Genomic DNA, 14,218 nt, shown 5'->3' with positions numbered 1-14,218 from the left:
TTCCCATTTAGAAAAAAAGCTCGTCTTTGTTTGTCAGGTTATTCATATATTGGTGTTGAGGGGGAGATGATGTGAAAAAGAATTGGGCAGCAGCATTTCAAATAGCGGCAGTCTATGTTGGGACTGTTGTCGGGGCAGGATTCGCTACAGGAAAAGAAATCGTTGAATTTTTTTCACGATTTGGCTTCTTTGGTTTTATAGGTATATTAATGAGTGGTTATCTCTTTATATTTTTTGGCTCTAAATTAATGAGGATGGCTGCACATATTAATGCAAAATCCTATCAAGAGTTCAATAGCTATTTATTTGGAAAATGGGCAGGAAGAGGAATCAATTTTTTTATGCTTTTTATGCTTCTTGGAGTTAGTTCGGTCATGCTTGCAGGAGCAGGTGCGGTTTTTGATGAACAGTTGGGGCTTCCAAAAAACATCGGTGTATTCTTAACCATCTTTTTATCTTTTCTTGTTATGCTCGTCGGAACAAAAGGATTATTTGCGGTAAATACGTTTGTTGTTCCTATCATGATTAGTTTTAGTTTATTATTAATGATTTTTTCTGTTCGATCACCTCATTTTTTAGTGCAATTATTATTTATTCCTCATGCAGATGATGGCTGGAAAAGTGTTGTGGCGCCATTTTCCTATGCTGCATTAAATCTTGGATTAGCACAAGCTGTCTTGGTGCCAATCGCTTCTGAGATTAAAGACGATTGGACCATTAAATGGGGAGGGGTGATTGGTGGAGCTGCATTGACCTTAATCCTCTTGTCAAGTCACTTTACACTAATAATGCTTCCAAACCTTGAAATGTACGAAATTCCAATGGCAATCATAATGAAGAATTTAGCTCCATTTTTTTATTGGATTTTTGTACTTGTTATATATGGGGAAATCTTTACGTCTGTGATTGGGAATGTCTTTGGTCTTGATCGACAAGTGCAACAATTTAAAAAGGTTCCAACAACTGTGTCAATTACAGCCATTTTCTTTGTTTGCTACATCATAAGCCTCGTTGATTATGGTAAGCTCCTATCCTATTTATATCCTCTTTTTGGGTATATTTGTCTTGTTTTTTTAATTTTATTATGGATGAAGCCATTTTCACCTAAAGAAAATTAAAAAAAAGAATGTCCCAAAACAAGGTGACAGACCCCTCAACACTCAATATATCTAAATTTCACTTTATAAGCGACTATAGATTGAGTGCTAAGCGAGAGGGTAGACCCTTTTGGGACATCCTTTCTATTTTAATGGCATGATGATAAAAAGTAAGATGTCGAACACAATATGAGAAACAATTATAAGAGGCATACTTCTTTTCCACCAATAAAGCGCACCCCAGAATAGTCCAGCGGCGAATGTGGAAAGTATTAATAAAAAGGATCCTGAATAAATATTGACAGAAGCGTACAATAAAGAAGCGATTACGATACTGCTTAACGGTCCTAATATGGACAATCTTTTTTGTACAAACCCCCGCCAAAAAAGTTCTTCTCCTGGTGCAGCTATTAAAACAAGAGCTAAATACTGCCAATATTGCGAAGGAGCATACCAGTTATACAGATTTCTAACACTGTGTCTAAAGGCAGGTTGCAGGATTCCAATGGCATGGTAACCAAGCCAAAAAATCAGATAAAGCAGGCAACCTGAAACTACTCCAAATAGGATGTATTGAAAAAAGGAAGCACGATCTTCAACCTCACCTTGGAGCATAGAAAATGTGATTAACACAAGAACTGACCCAGAAAAGATATACCAAAATATTGATTTATCTTGAAAGGAAAAATTCAGGAGTAAATGAGCAATGATGATACCAAAAATAAGACGTAAGTCAAAAAGACGTTTCATGACTATGGTAATCTCCTTTCCAAATAACAGAATCATTTTAGCAAAAAAGATTACCGAAAGGAAATAACTTTCATCAATTTCTCATCCAATTCCAATGATAAGAAAGGTCCTTTTTGAAAATGATAGTAAATGAAAGGAGTGTAGGAAATGAGCAAATCTAAAAGTGAACAGGAACGTGAATGGACTGTAAGAAAACAAGATCAAAATCCTCATGGGAAAGTGAAATCTTTAAAGCAGATATCAAAAGATGTTATGAAAACTGAATGAGTATGTGGATGGTAATTCTTTTACCTTTTAATTCCTTTAAGAGCGGAAAATAAAGAAAAGGCAGCCAATGACTGCCTTTTCAATTATTCTCTTTAATATTAAAAAGCGCTTTCTTTAACAATCTTATAGTTTTTATGATTGACTACTGTACGTTGATCTAATTCTAAGTCTCGGTAATTATCCATATATGTTAGGTCGACGATCACTGAATTTTCATTTACTTTCTCTACAATTCCCTGTAATCCTCCTCGGAATTCGATGATATTGCCCACTTCTGCTATCTTCATCATGTTCCTCTCCTTTAACTACCTTATCTTTACAATCCATTTAAATAACAGTTTGCACTACTTTTCCAATTTCGTAAAGGATTTTATTTGACAATTTCGTTAATAATTATCTAATTAATTACAAATTCAGAATATAAAGATATGTCAAATAAGTCATAAATAATATTTAAAAATAAAATTTCCTTGGAAATTCCGACAAAAGTTGACTCTGATCAACTAAGTGAATATAAAATATAGGTAGTAAAGGTGGTGGAGATCATGAAGGAAGAATATGTGAATGATATTTTGGAACGATTAAAAAACGGTAGTTTATCAGAGCATTATGTTAGCAAGGAAGACTTTATGGATTTTCGAACTGTTTTAGTAAAAAGAAAAGATTTTAAGCATTTTCGAGGAATTGGTCAAAGAGGTGGAAATGTACTGTATCAATACATGGAAACTCCTCGGAGTTAAGAAAACAATAGGATGTCCCAACAAAGTGTCAAAATCCTTGGGACATCCTCTTGTTTATCTATCTGATTTAAGAGAGGTTCTTTTTGCTAATAAAGTGTGAGTTTTCTTATTGTATGAAATAACTGAAAGTGGTATCCTATCATTTGTGTGAAAATATACACAAATAATTGATGCTGATTTTTTATTAAATTTTTCAAGTCTTTTTTAGGAAAATTATAATGAAGAAGAGTAAAATATTCATCTATTCTATTAGCGTGTTAGTTGACTAAAAAGGACAAATTGTATAAATTAATGACATCAAGTATCAATTTTACAAAATTACATATTTACAAAGGAGATTGATTTTATTATGGCTGAGAAGCAATTTAAAGTAATCGCAGAAACTGGAATTCACGCTCGACCTGCTACTTTGTTAGTTCAAACAGCTAGCAAATTTGATTCAGAAATCAACTTAGAATATAAAGGTAAAAAAGTAAATTTAAAATCCATCATGGGTGTAATGTCTTTAGGTGTTGGTCAGGGTGCTGATATTAAAATCACAACTGAAGGCAGCGACGCTGAAGATGCACTAAGAAGCCTTGAAGAAACGTTAACAAAAGAAGGATTGGCTGAATAATGACTTTTTTACATGGAATTGCAGCCTCAAACGGAATTGCTATCGCAAAGGCATACCGGCTTGTTGAGCCCGATTTATCTTTTGAAAAGAAAACCATTGAGGAACCTACTACAGAGGTTGAACGTTTCCGAAAGGCATTAATGCAATCTAATACAGAGCTTGAAGGAATTCGCGACCGTGCTAAGGTTGATCTTGGTGCAGATAAAGCGGCCATTTTTGAAGCCCATCTTCTTGTTTTGAATGATCCTGAGTTAACTGGACCAATTGAAGATAAAATTAAGTCAGAAAACGTGAATGCTGAAGCTGCACTGAAAGAAACGGCAGACATGTTTGTGCTGATGTTTGAACAAATGGATAATGAATATATGAGAGAACGCGCAGCAGATATCCGTGATGTAACGAAACGTGTTCTTTCACATTTATTAGATGTTGAAATCGTAAACCCAAGTATGATTGCTGAAGAGGTTATTATTGTTGCTGAGGATTTAACTCCTTCTGATACAGCCGGGTTGAATCGACAGTTTGTAAAAGGCTTTACAACAAATATTGGCGGACGAACATCGCACTCGGCAATAATGGCACGTTCGTTGGAAATTCCTGCTGTTGTTGGTACAAAAACTGCTACAGAGGAAATCCATAACGGCGATTTAGTAATTGTTGATGGACTTAAAGGTGAGGTTCACATAAACCCGACTCCAGAACTTGTCGAACAATACCGGAAAATCTCAAAAGAGTTCGAAGCGCAAAAAGCTGAATGGGCTAAACTTGTGAATGAAAAAACAGTTTCTGCTGATGGACATCACGTTGAATTAGCTGCTAATATCGGAACTCCTAATGATTTGAAAGGAGTTATCGCAAACGGCGGTGAAGCTGTCGGACTCTATCGTACTGAGTTTCTCTACATGGGAAGAGAACAGCTTCCAACAGAGGAAGAGCAGTTTGAGGCATATAAAGCAGTTTTAGAAGGAATGGAAGGAAAACCTGTCGTTGTTCGTACATTAGATATCGGCGGTGACAAAGAACTTCCTTATTTAGAATTACCAAAAGAAATGAATCCTTTTTTAGGCTTCCGAGCCATTCGTTTATGTTTAGAAGAGCAAGGGATTTTCCGAACGCAGCTTCGTGCACTGTTACGTGCCAGCATTTATGGTAATTTAAAAATTATGTTCCCGATGATTGCAACCTTGGATGAATTCCGTGACGCGAAAGCGATCTTAGAGGAAGAAAAGCAAAAGCTTCTATCAGAAGGGCAAAAAGTTGCTGACAAAATTGAGCTCGGTATTATGGTAGAAATCCCATCTACTGCAATCCTTGCTGATCAATTTGCTAAAGAGGTTGATTTCTTCAGTATCGGTACAAATGATTTGATTCAGTATACCATGGCGGCTGATCGGATGAACCAGCGTGTATCCTACCTCTATCAGCCATATAGCCCATCTATTTTGCGATTAGTAAAAATGGTTATAGATGCTGCCCACGCTGAAGGTAAATGGGCTGGCATGTGCGGCGAAATGGCGGGAGACGAAATAGCAATTCCAGTTCTGCTTGGTTTAGGTCTGGATGAATTCTCGATGAGTGCCACATCCATTTTGAAAGCTCGTTCCTTAATTCGTAAATTGAATAAGGCCGATATGGAAAAGCTGACCCAAAAAGTATTGAACATGCAAACAACTTCACAAGTCATCGAAGCTGTAAAGAATGCAACTAATTAATATTTCACCTAATGAACCGACTGTATATGCAGTCGGTTTTTATTTAAGCATTTTTATTTTTCCTACTATTATGATTCTTTAAATTTTAGCTGTGTTAAAGGTCATTGTTGATTTTTGAAACTATGTTGATTGGAGCGCAAGGCGTGAGATCCTCGAAAATGCTATCGTATTTCCTTCGTACGGTGTTGATTCAAGGATGCTAATTCAACGTCCTGCGGGAGTACGGGGCAGGGGAGACCCCACAGGCGCTTAAGCGCCTGGAGCGCAAATTAACAGGCAAGTATACAGCCTTAATTTTACATTTAAAAAGAGAATTCCTTATTCTTTTTAGTTGTATGAAATTAAAATAAATAAATGAGTAAAAATTGCATATGATAGCAAGTGGAGGTGATAGGAATGACGGAACAAAAACCTGTCCATTATGATGGTAGTTCTCAACTTGGTCAAGCAATAAATGAATCAGTGGTTACTGAACCATTCCAAATGACTGATGAAATGAGAATCAACATTGGTAGAAATCCATACTCAATGGAAAATAATAATTAAGTGGTTTCTTGGGGTTTGTCAAAGGCAGGCAAATCCATTTTTTTATACAAAAGCCAAAGCATATTTATTTTTTAGAATTTTGATTTGGGATATAATTATTAAAACAATACAACTTGAAAGGTGATTAGACACATGGCACAAGTACTATATATTACAGCCCACCCGCATAATGAAACCCAATCGTACAGTATGGCAGTAGGAAAAGCTTTTATTGATACATATAAAGAAGCGCATCCAAACGATACTATTGTTCATCTCGATTTATACAAAGAAAACATCCCACATATCGATGCTGATGTTTTTAGCGGATGGGGGAAACTTCAATCCGGACAATCATTCGACGCTTTATCAGCTGAAGAGCAAGCAAAGGTTATACGTCTTAATGAATTAAGTGATCAATTTGTTTCTGCTGATAAATATGTTTTTGTCACACCATTGTGGAATTTATCCTATCCACCAGTTATGAAAGCTTATATTGATTCTGTTGCAGTTGCTGGCAAAACCTTTAAGTATACAGAAAAAGGACCAATTGGTTTACTAGCTGATAAAAAAGCACTGCACATCCAAGCACGTGGTGGTTTTTACTCAGAAGGACCTGCAGCACAAATTGAAATGGGGCATCGCCACCTAACGGTCATGATGAATTTCTTTGGAATTCCTACAGTTGAAGGGCTCTTTGTTGAAGGTCATAATGCTATGCCGGATAAGGCTCAAGAAATTAAAGAAAACGCGATTGCTAGAGCAAAAGACCTTGCTCACACCTTTTAGATTTTCAATTTAATTAGAGGGAAGACAGTTTTCAAACTGTCTTCTTTTTTTGCTTTTCCTGTATAATATTATCAGAATAAAAAAGGAGGTTGGTACATATGGATTTGAATCTAAGTGGGAAAACGGCGATGATTTCCGCTTCAAGTCAAGGATTAGGATTTGCCATTGCGAATCAGCTTGTTAAGGAAGGCGTTAATGTCATGCTTTCTGGCCGGGATGAGGAAAAGTTAAAGAAGAAGGCAAGTGAGCTTGAGGCCATTGATAAAGGAAAAGTAGCGTTTAAAAAAACAGATATTACAAACGCTGATGAAATAAAGCAACTAGTGTCATTTACTGCCGAAACATTCGGCGGCATCCAACTCCTTGTTAATAATGCAGGTGGACCTCCGGCCGGTTCTTTTGAAGAGTTAACGGATGAAGAGTGGCAGGCATCATTTGAATTAAATCTGTTGTCTTACGTCCGTTTAATTCGTGCGGCATTGCCTTACTTAAAACAGAATGGTGGAAAAATACTAAATATCGCCTCATCGTCCATAAAAGAACCGATACCAGGATTGATTCTTTCAAATACTTTCAGAACAGGAATAATCGGATTATCGAAAACCCTTGCTTCTGAACTAGCTCCCTATCATATTTTAATTAATACAATTGCACCAGGACGAATATCAACAGACCGGGTCAAACATTTGGACCAAATAAATGCTGAGAAGCAAGGTGTTGAAATTACAAAAATTGAATCACAAATGAAAGCAGCTATTCCACTCGGGAGATACGGGACGCCAGAAGAATTTGCAAATGTTGCTGCCTTTCTTCTTTCAGATGCTAACACATATATGACCGGTAATTCGTTTTTAGTAGACGGCGGCATGGTTAAATCTATTTAATAGTAGGAGGTGTTAAAGGTCATTGTTGATTTTTGAAACTATGTTGATTGGAGCGGAAGGCGCAAGATCCTCGAAAATGCTATCGCATTTCCTTCGTGTGGTGTAGATTCAAAGATGCTGATTCAACGTCCTGCGGGATTATGGGACAGGGGAGACCCCACAGGCTCTTAAGGACCTAGGAGGCTCCCCGGAACGCCCGCGGATGCTCGCTTCTTGAGCGCAAATCAACAGGCAAATTTAACACAGCGTAAAAGAAAATAAGAAAAACATGAGAGGATGTTTACTTTGTTAACTCCAGAAAATACAGTCATTGGCTTTATTGGAACAGGCGTTATGGGTAAAAGTATGGCTGGACATTTATTAAAGGCAGGCTTCCCTTTAGTTATTTATTCAAGAACAAAAGAAAAAGCACAAGAATTAATCAAAGAGGGAGCGACATGGGCCGACACACCAAAAGAAGTGGCACTTGCAGCAAATGTCATTTTTACCATGGTTGGCTATCCCAGTGATGTTGAAGAGGTGTACTTAGGGGATCATGGTTTAATAGAAAATGCGAAACCAGGGAGTTATCTAATTGATATGACCACATCTTCACCATCCCTTGCGGTGAAAATTTATGACGAGGCGAAAAAGAAGGAAATTTACGCAATCGATGCACCTGTTTCAGGTGGCGATGTTGGTGCAAGAGAAGCAAAGCTATCGATTATGGTAGGCGGTGATCAGGAAGCATTTGAAGCACTATGTCCCATCCTAAATATTTTAGGAACAAACCTTGTTTATCAAGGCAAGGCGGGAGCAGGGCAACATACAAAAATGGTTAATCAAATTGCGATTGCCTCCAATATGATTGGCGTTAGCGAAGCGATTATATATGCTGAAAAAGCAGGCTTAAATCCTGAGAATGTTCTTAAAAGTATTACGGCTGGAGCAGCTGGAAGCTGGTCATTGAGTAATTTGGCACCAAGAATGTTAAAAGGTGATTTTGAACCTGGTTTTTACATAAAGCATTTTATTAAGGATATGAGAATCGCTTTAGAAGAAGCGGAGCGGATGGAAATGGATGTTCCTGGACTCTCATTAGCGAAATCCTTATACGATCAGCTAGCGGTTAATGGTGAAGAAAACAGCGGTACACAGGCACTTTATAAATATTGGAAGTCTGAATAGAAACGAATAAATTCCTTTCCAAACAAGAAACTAATATTAATTCTTGATTGGAGGACTTAAAGAATGGCTAAACGCTCTAAAAAAAATGACCCTCAGCAAAAAAATAAAAAAGGCTTTGATGCTTCGAAGCTAAATGCGGAATTTGCCCACGAGATGGGCTCAGCAGATACAAACAAAATTCATAAAGATAAAGCTAAAAAGGAAAAGGCACCTAAAAATAACGGTAAATTTAATGGATAAAATGGAATGAGGATGTTGCAAAAGGGTTTGACTCTTTTGCAACATCCTCATTTTTATTTGAATTTATTTAAGAATTGTTCGAGACGATCTAGACCTGCTTTCAAAATGACCTGAGAACAAGCATAGGATAAACGGAAATAGCCCTCTCCATATTCGGAAAATGCACTTCCGGGGACGACTGCAACTTTTGCATCATGAACAAGTTTTAGGGAAAACTCAAAACTATTAAGTCCGATGAAGTTTGGAATTTTGACAAAGAAGTAGAAGGCCCCATCTGGCTTGACAGCATCAAGTCCCATGGAGTATAAGCGTTGATAAACATAATCCCTTCTGAATTTATATTCCGCTTTCATTAGCAGGGCATCATCTATTCCAGCCGTTAACGCCTCTACAGCTGCTTTTTGAGCGATAGAGTTAGCACAGGATACATTATATTGATGAACCTTTAAAATGTGCTTTGTGATGCTTTCAGGAGCAAATAAAAAGCCAATTCTCCATCCTGTCATCGAGTGCGATTTTGATAATCCATTAATGACAATTGTTTGCTCCTTTAGGAAGGATGCAATAGACGTATGTTCTTGATTAAAGGTAAGTTCGCTGTAAATTTCGTCAGCAAGGATCAATATGTCTCGACCTTTTATGTGTTCAGCAATTTCCTTCAACTCCGATTTATTCAGACTTACCCCCGTTGGATTTGAAGGATAAGGAAGAATGATACAGCGTGTTTTTTCAGTTAAAAAGGGTTTAATCATTTCCAAAGTAAACCGGAATTGATTATTTCGAGTATCAATGTGAACGGGAAGTGCTCCACACATCCGAATAATCGGTTCATAGCCAGGATAAATAGGTCCCGGCAAGATCACTTCGGTTCCCTCTTCTAGGATAGTGCGTAACGTGACATCAATCGCTTCACTTGCTCCAGTTGTAACGATGACTTCTGAAGTAGGGTTATAATGTAACCCATATTTTTTTTTCACAAAATCAGCAGCTGCTTTCCGCAATTCAAGAGTACCAGCATTATGTGTATAAGATGTAAAGTTTTCTTCTATTGCTGTGACACCTGCTCTTTTTACATGTTCAGGTGTTGGAAAATCAGGCTGTCCAATTGTAAGTGAAATGACATCGTCTATATGGGAAACCAGGTTGGAAAACTTTCGAATTCCGGATATCTCTATGCTTTTTACCTTATCATTTATTAAATGCTCCAATCTTTTTTCTCCTTTCCTTAGTCCTTACTTTTGGTTATGTAATGTAAAATATACTATCATTTACAAGAAAATGAAGGTAGTGATTTAAAAAAACAGCCTGATTATTCTTTCAGGCTGTTTTTTAAGTAAGTAGAAAAGACAAATAATTATGAATATCTATCACCTAATTTTTTAAAGATAGGTTTTTGATAGGTGCGTTTATTTTTCGTATGTGTCGAAGTTGACTGCTGTATTTCTGTTAATCCAGTATAGGACTGTAGGATTGATTTTGCATGATTTAAGGAAAGTGATGCTTTTGGATTTCTCATACTTCCATCCAATCGCCCTAAATGTGGGAGCTCCGAAAAATCAGTTTTGGTTGGAGGAATATGAAACGTATAATTTCCACATTCGACAAGTACATCGGATTGCTGCTGGCTATTTCTTGGATGCTCTGAAAAATGGAGTCCAATTTTTTGGGCTTTACCTTCCACAATCAATTTTTTTAACGATTCATGCTTAAGTTTGTATAAGTATTTGGGGTTTGTTGCTGTTTTTGCATGACGATTCACAATAAAGACAGCTTGAGAGAGGTTTTCGATGGTAAGAGTTAAACTTGTAGAGGGACTGTTTTGTTCGGGCCTCAATATTCTTTCTCCTTTCTATCATTAAAAACATTTTTATTATATCATTATTTCAGCAATTTAGAAATATTATTTCCCGTGTTACTAGGAAACAAATTTTTGAAGTAAAAGACAAAAAAGAGGATGTCCCAAATCGGTCTGACACTTTGTGTGGGACATCCTTTGCTTCAAATTCCGAGGCGCCTTTCGAATTTCTTATTGTCTAGCTCCAGCCCCTGATCATAAAGGAAATCTCCCTGGAATAACCTTCGTAGGAACAAGCTGTGCTTGTTCCGAAGGCGCTTCCGCTTCTACTATGTCTTCAATGTAAAAACTGTTAATTCTGGTTTAGCCAAAAAGCGAAAAGGGAGACGGGTTGTGCCAATTCCCCTATTTACATACAAGGATAATTGTTGATCCTGACCAATTCGGTAAAGCCCTTCGGTGTATTTTCTTCCAAATGGTGGTGTAACGAGAGCTCCAATAAAGGGGAGTTTCACCTGTCCCCCATGACTATGTCCGCTCAATTGCCATTGTACGGGATACTGGGAAATAGTTTCCGCAAGATCTGGCGCATGTGATAGAACGATTTTAAAGCTATTGACTGGTACACCTTTTAATGCTAATGCCATATTGGGGCGTCCTAACATCGCATCATCAATTCCTACTAAATAAATGTGGCTTCCATCTCTTAGTTTTATAGCCTTTGATTCATTTAAAAGAAGATCAAAATTTGCTGTCTCCATGATATTTCGATAAAGGTTAGAACCATAGCCCCCATGATCGTGATTCCCATAAATGCAATATTTTCCAAGAGGGGCATGTAATTGTTGGAGTAGAGGCACCAAATTATTAATTTCAGTAAATTTATTTGGCCTGTCCATTAAATCACCGGTAAATAAAATAACATCTGGTCTAAGTTCATTAATCTTTTTTACTAGTTTTTTAAATTGCCTGAGATTATACTGAAATCCAAGATGAGTATCACTAAACTGAACTATTTTTATTCCTTCAAAACTTTTTGGAATGAACGGATGTTGAACTTCCTGTGTGTTTATATCAAGTAGACTAGGCTCAATTTGCTTAGCATAAACATAACCGCCTGAACCAATTCCAAAGAGGGTTAGGAATGCACCAAATGCTCCTTTAACAAACCTTCTCCTCGTCATTTGTTTTACCATATTTATAACCAACCTATCTCCTTTTTTAACTCCTTAATCCTAACAAACAATCTATCTAAAAAAAAGTGTCTTTTAGACATTTTATATTCCAATTTGTCCAAAAAAATGCATAGAAGCAGCCAAAAGGCTGCTTATTATTCGTAACTTACGGCACGTGAGCCTAACGCCTTCCAAGAAGAGACAAATTGCTCTTTTTCTACCTTGACTTGTTTTTTGATTGTTAGTGGGTCATTTAGGTATACAAAATTATTGTCATATCCTACTAAAACTACAGCATGTAGATCAAACGGTACTCTCACCACTTGATGCCCATGATTCCAAGCTACCCAACGCTTAGGTAGACCATAATCAAGTGTTGTCCAAACAACGATAGGATATCCGGCAGACACATGTTCTTCTATCTTCTCAAAAGGCTGATTTGTTAAGTTTACTGCCCTGCCGGGAAGCTTTTGATTAATCAAATGAATCATCGGTTTGTCATAAACCGTTGTTCCGGTTAATCTGCCTGTCATATCACCAACAAATCCATTTTCGGGGTTTCCCCAATGTAAAATATCACCATTGGACTTTCGGATAAGGGGATAATCCTCTTTCTGGATTAAACGATATAGCTCCATTTTATCTGTTTTAACCCCTGCATAATGGAGTACCATCGCAAGACTAGTTACTTCACATCCATATTTTAATTCAGGGTTTTGATTGATGACTGTAACATCGAGCAGAGTTTCCTGTTTTTTAGGGGAAATCCTAATAGGGTTTCTTGTGGTGCTCTCAGTTACGGGCTGATTGATGCTTTTCTCTATGGCTTGGAGCAGTAAAATATGGTAATTTTCATAGTTCGCTAAAGGTGTAGCCATTGTATTTGTTTGTGAATATGATGGTTCCTTAGCTGAAACGTTAATTGGGGTTAAATCAAAATTATTACATCCAAACAGTGGAAGGATCGAGGCTAATAAGTAAAATTTTCTCAAAACGTATCCTCCTAACAAATGGACTTATCAATAGGATTTGCTTGTTATGGTTGTCCTATGATGATATCCTTTTGGCAACGTACGTGAAAGTCAGTTTAAACATATTGTATTAGTGGATATGGTATAATGAGTAAAACTTTTTTGGGGGTACTTTAATGGATGCTTTAGATATCCTGTCGGATCTTGAAAATGTGATTCCTTTTTTTCAGCCGATTTTTAGTGCCGATGAACAACGTCTTATCGCATATGAAGTTTTGGGAAGATATAAGTCGGGAGAGAACATAATCAGTTTAGGACCGTTTTTCCAGGATGATCAAATCCCTGATGAATATAAGTTTGAAGTGGATTTATTGATCGTGAAAAAGGCTCTTAATAAGGTAATCCATTTTAATGAGGATGTCAGTATTTTTATAAATCGAAATGCTGAATTATTAATGTATAGTCATGGTGAGCCCTTTTTGCAGGAATTAATGACTTTTGAAAAAAAGGGGTTTGATTTAAAAAGGATTGTTCTCGATGTTTCAGATCGAAATTATCAAGGAGATATAGATCAATTAGATCATTTATTGCACTATTACCGGACATATGGTATTAAAGTTGCAATTGCAAGCATCGATAGTGAAAGTCATTATTTTGAAAGAATTGGACAACTTAAACCGGATATTTTGAAAATTAATTTACAAGCGTTAAAATCGACTACCGGCGGAAAAAACTTCAATGATGTGTTATATACTTTGTCATTATTGGCTAGGAAAATTGGGGCGACCCTTTTATTCGAAAATATCGAAATGAGTTATCAATTACAATTTGCTTGGAAAAATGGAGGGAGATTCTACCAGGGACATTATCTCTATCCTCCTACAGAGGAGTTTATCCAGCACGATTTTTTAAAGTACCGATTAAAGGAAAAATTCCATGATTTTATTTCATATGAAAAGAGAAAATTAGAGGCAGTTTATACAACGGCTGCATATTTCCATATGAAGATACAGGAGATTGTTCTAAAAAATAGGAATTCTGGATATGAAGCGCTTTTTCGAGTGTTGGTGAAGGAAATGGATCAAATTGCTTTTCGAATGTATGTATGCGATGAAGATGGATTTCAAAAATCGGCCAATATTTTTAAATTAAATACCGATTGGGTCACTCAAACGGAATATAAAGGGAAAAATTGGAGCTGGCGCCCGTATTTCTTAGAAAATATTATCAAAATGAGAAATGAACGGAAAGGAATCTTGTCCGATTTATATAGTGATATTGAAACGGGTGAAACAATTCGAACCTTTTCTTTTCCAATGAATGGGAGTGAGTATTTGTTTATCGATATCTCCTATCATTATTTATTCGAACATGAACAATTACTATAAAAAACAGACAATTTGCAGATTCTAAAGGTAAAAAAGTACCAGAATAGATTGGTGAATATCGTGGGATTTTATAGGTAACTTTTTATCCAAAGGAGTTTTGCA

Annotated in this window: 17 protein-coding genes; 11 read left to right on the top strand and 6 right to left on the bottom strand. The window is 36.7% G+C overall.

What is annotated here, in order from left to right:
- Positions 1-71: 71 nt before the first annotated feature.
- On the top strand, positions 72-1,118 hold the full coding sequence (locus BN1082_RS02785) for a YkvI family membrane protein (protein ID WP_090630529.1): 1,047 nt from the start codon (positions 72-74) through the stop codon (positions 1,116-1,118).
- Positions 1,119-1,241: 123 nt separating this feature from the next.
- Here BN1082_RS02785 and BN1082_RS02780 read toward each other — a convergent pair whose 3' ends face one another.
- Entirely contained in the window at positions 1,242-1,847 is a 606-nt protein-coding gene (locus BN1082_RS02780) for a CPBP family intramembrane glutamic endopeptidase (protein WP_090630526.1), read from the bottom strand.
- A gap of 147 nt (positions 1,848-1,994) precedes the next feature.
- On the opposite strand from BN1082_RS02780, the gene BN1082_RS28055 reads away from it, so the two are divergent.
- Positions 1,995-2,114: a DUF6254 family protein gene (locus tag BN1082_RS28055; RefSeq protein WP_245640285.1), complete on the top strand. Its 120-nt coding sequence runs from the start codon at positions 1,995-1,997 to the stop codon at positions 2,112-2,114.
- A gap of 98 nt (positions 2,115-2,212) precedes the next feature.
- Here the strand turns inward: BN1082_RS28055 and BN1082_RS02775 are convergent, their stop codons facing one another.
- Positions 2,213-2,401, bottom strand: a complete 189-nt coding sequence (locus BN1082_RS02775; protein WP_090630523.1) for a YkvS family protein — start codon at positions 2,399-2,401, stop codon at positions 2,213-2,215.
- A 258-nt stretch (positions 2,402-2,659) separates the two neighbouring features.
- On the opposite strand from BN1082_RS02775, the gene BN1082_RS02770 reads away from it, so the two are divergent.
- From BN1082_RS02770 to BN1082_RS27245, 8 genes are all read left to right on the top strand, one after another.
- Positions 2,660-2,854, top strand: a complete 195-nt coding sequence (locus tag BN1082_RS02770; RefSeq protein WP_090630520.1) for a hypothetical protein — start codon at positions 2,660-2,662, stop codon at positions 2,852-2,854.
- Positions 2,855-3,203: 349 nt separating this feature from the next.
- Positions 3,204-3,470, top strand: coding sequence for a phosphocarrier protein HPr (locus tag BN1082_RS02765; protein WP_090630517.1), 267 nt, complete (start codon positions 3,204-3,206; stop codon positions 3,468-3,470).
- Positions 3,470-5,182, top strand: coding sequence for a phosphoenolpyruvate--protein phosphotransferase (gene ptsP / locus BN1082_RS02760; RefSeq protein ID WP_090630514.1), 1,713 nt, complete (start codon positions 3,470-3,472; stop codon positions 5,180-5,182). The genes BN1082_RS02765 and ptsP overlap by 1 nt, the downstream gene beginning before the upstream one ends.
- A 396-nt stretch (positions 5,183-5,578) precedes the next feature.
- Complete coding sequence (locus BN1082_RS27250) at positions 5,579-5,728, top strand: hypothetical protein (RefSeq protein WP_176699623.1); 150 nt, start codon at positions 5,579-5,581, stop codon at positions 5,726-5,728.
- Between the two features lie 132 nt (positions 5,729-5,860).
- Positions 5,861-6,496, top strand: coding sequence for an FMN-dependent NADH-azoreductase (locus BN1082_RS02755; RefSeq protein WP_090630511.1), 636 nt, complete (start codon positions 5,861-5,863; stop codon positions 6,494-6,496).
- Positions 6,497-6,594: 98 nt separating this feature from the next.
- Complete coding sequence (locus BN1082_RS02750) at positions 6,595-7,380, top strand: SDR family oxidoreductase (RefSeq protein WP_090630508.1); 786 nt, start codon at positions 6,595-6,597, stop codon at positions 7,378-7,380.
- Positions 7,381-7,665: 285 nt separating this feature from the next.
- Positions 7,666-8,547: an NAD(P)-dependent oxidoreductase gene (locus BN1082_RS02745; protein WP_090630505.1), complete on the top strand. Its 882-nt coding sequence runs from the start codon at positions 7,666-7,668 to the stop codon at positions 8,545-8,547.
- Positions 8,548-8,610: 63 nt separating this feature from the next.
- The gene (locus BN1082_RS27245) at positions 8,611-8,787 is read left to right on the top strand and encodes a hypothetical protein (RefSeq protein ID WP_176699622.1); all 177 of its coding nucleotides are present in this window, start codon (positions 8,611-8,613) and stop codon (positions 8,785-8,787) included.
- Positions 8,788-8,840: 53 nt separating this feature from the next.
- Here the strand turns inward: BN1082_RS27245 and BN1082_RS02740 are convergent, their stop codons facing one another.
- The 4 genes from BN1082_RS02740 to BN1082_RS02725 all read right to left on the bottom strand — a co-directional run bounded on the left by BN1082_RS02740 (position 8,841) and on the right by BN1082_RS02725 (position 12,749).
- Positions 8,841-9,995 carry an aminotransferase A gene (locus BN1082_RS02740; protein ID WP_090630502.1) on the bottom strand — a complete coding sequence of 385 codons (1,155 nt, stop codon included), beginning with the start codon at positions 9,993-9,995 and terminating at the stop codon, positions 8,841-8,843.
- Between the two features lie 146 nt (positions 9,996-10,141).
- Positions 10,142-10,621, bottom strand: coding sequence for a YkyB family protein (locus BN1082_RS02735; RefSeq protein WP_090630499.1), 480 nt, complete (start codon positions 10,619-10,621; stop codon positions 10,142-10,144).
- Positions 10,622-10,911: 290 nt separating this feature from the next.
- On the bottom strand, positions 10,912-11,778 hold the full coding sequence (locus tag BN1082_RS02730; protein ID WP_090633103.1) for a metallophosphoesterase: 867 nt from the start codon (positions 11,776-11,778) through the stop codon (positions 10,912-10,914).
- Between the two features lie 134 nt (positions 11,779-11,912).
- Entirely contained in the window at positions 11,913-12,749 is an 837-nt protein-coding gene (locus BN1082_RS02725; protein WP_245640284.1) for a C39 family peptidase, read from the bottom strand.
- A 155-nt stretch (positions 12,750-12,904) separates the two neighbouring features.
- Between BN1082_RS02725 and BN1082_RS02720 the strand changes: the two genes are divergently transcribed.
- Positions 12,905-14,116 (top strand): EAL-associated domain-containing protein, encoded by a 1,212-nt coding sequence (locus tag BN1082_RS02720; protein WP_090630497.1) that lies wholly within the window; start codon positions 12,905-12,907, stop codon positions 14,114-14,116.
- The last annotated feature ends 102 nt before the right edge of the window (positions 14,117-14,218 follow it).

The sequence above is a fragment of the Neobacillus massiliamazoniensis genome (assembly GCF_001048695.1).
GTDB classification, from domain to species: Bacteria; Bacillota; Bacilli; order Bacillales; family Cytobacillaceae; genus Neobacillus; species Neobacillus massiliamazoniensis.
This window is presented reverse-complemented; position numbering and strand designations above follow the sequence as displayed.

Coding starts and splice junctions, on each gene's coding strand:
- BN1082_RS02780 (WP_090630526.1), bottom strand. CDS start 1,847: ATGAAACGTCTTTTTGACTTACGTCTTATTTTTGGTATCATCATTGCT.
- BN1082_RS27250 (WP_176699623.1), top strand. CDS start 5,579: ATGACGGAACAAAAACCTGTCCATTATGATGGTAGTTCTCAACTTGGT.
- BN1082_RS02750 (WP_090630508.1), top strand. CDS start 6,595: ATGGATTTGAATCTAAGTGGGAAAACGGCGATGATTTCCGCTTCAAGT.
- BN1082_RS02770 (WP_090630520.1), top strand. CDS start 2,660: ATGAAGGAAGAATATGTGAATGATATTTTGGAACGATTAAAAAACGGT.
- BN1082_RS02755 (WP_090630511.1), top strand. CDS start 5,861: ATGGCACAAGTACTATATATTACAGCCCACCCGCATAATGAAACCCAA.
- BN1082_RS02720 (WP_090630497.1), top strand. CDS start 12,905: ATGGATGCTTTAGATATCCTGTCGGATCTTGAAAATGTGATTCCTTTT.
- BN1082_RS28055 (WP_245640285.1), top strand. CDS start 1,995: ATGAGCAAATCTAAAAGTGAACAGGAACGTGAATGGACTGTAAGAAAA.
- ptsP (WP_090630514.1), top strand. CDS start 3,470: ATGACTTTTTTACATGGAATTGCAGCCTCAAACGGAATTGCTATCGCA.
- BN1082_RS27245 (WP_176699622.1), top strand. CDS start 8,611: ATGGCTAAACGCTCTAAAAAAAATGACCCTCAGCAAAAAAATAAAAAA.
- BN1082_RS02775 (WP_090630523.1), bottom strand. CDS start 2,401: ATGAAGATAGCAGAAGTGGGCAATATCATCGAATTCCGAGGAGGATTA.
- BN1082_RS02765 (WP_090630517.1), top strand. CDS start 3,204: ATGGCTGAGAAGCAATTTAAAGTAATCGCAGAAACTGGAATTCACGCT.
- BN1082_RS02730 (WP_090633103.1), bottom strand. CDS start 11,778: ATGGTAAAACAAATGACGAGGAGAAGGTTTGTTAAAGGAGCATTTGGT.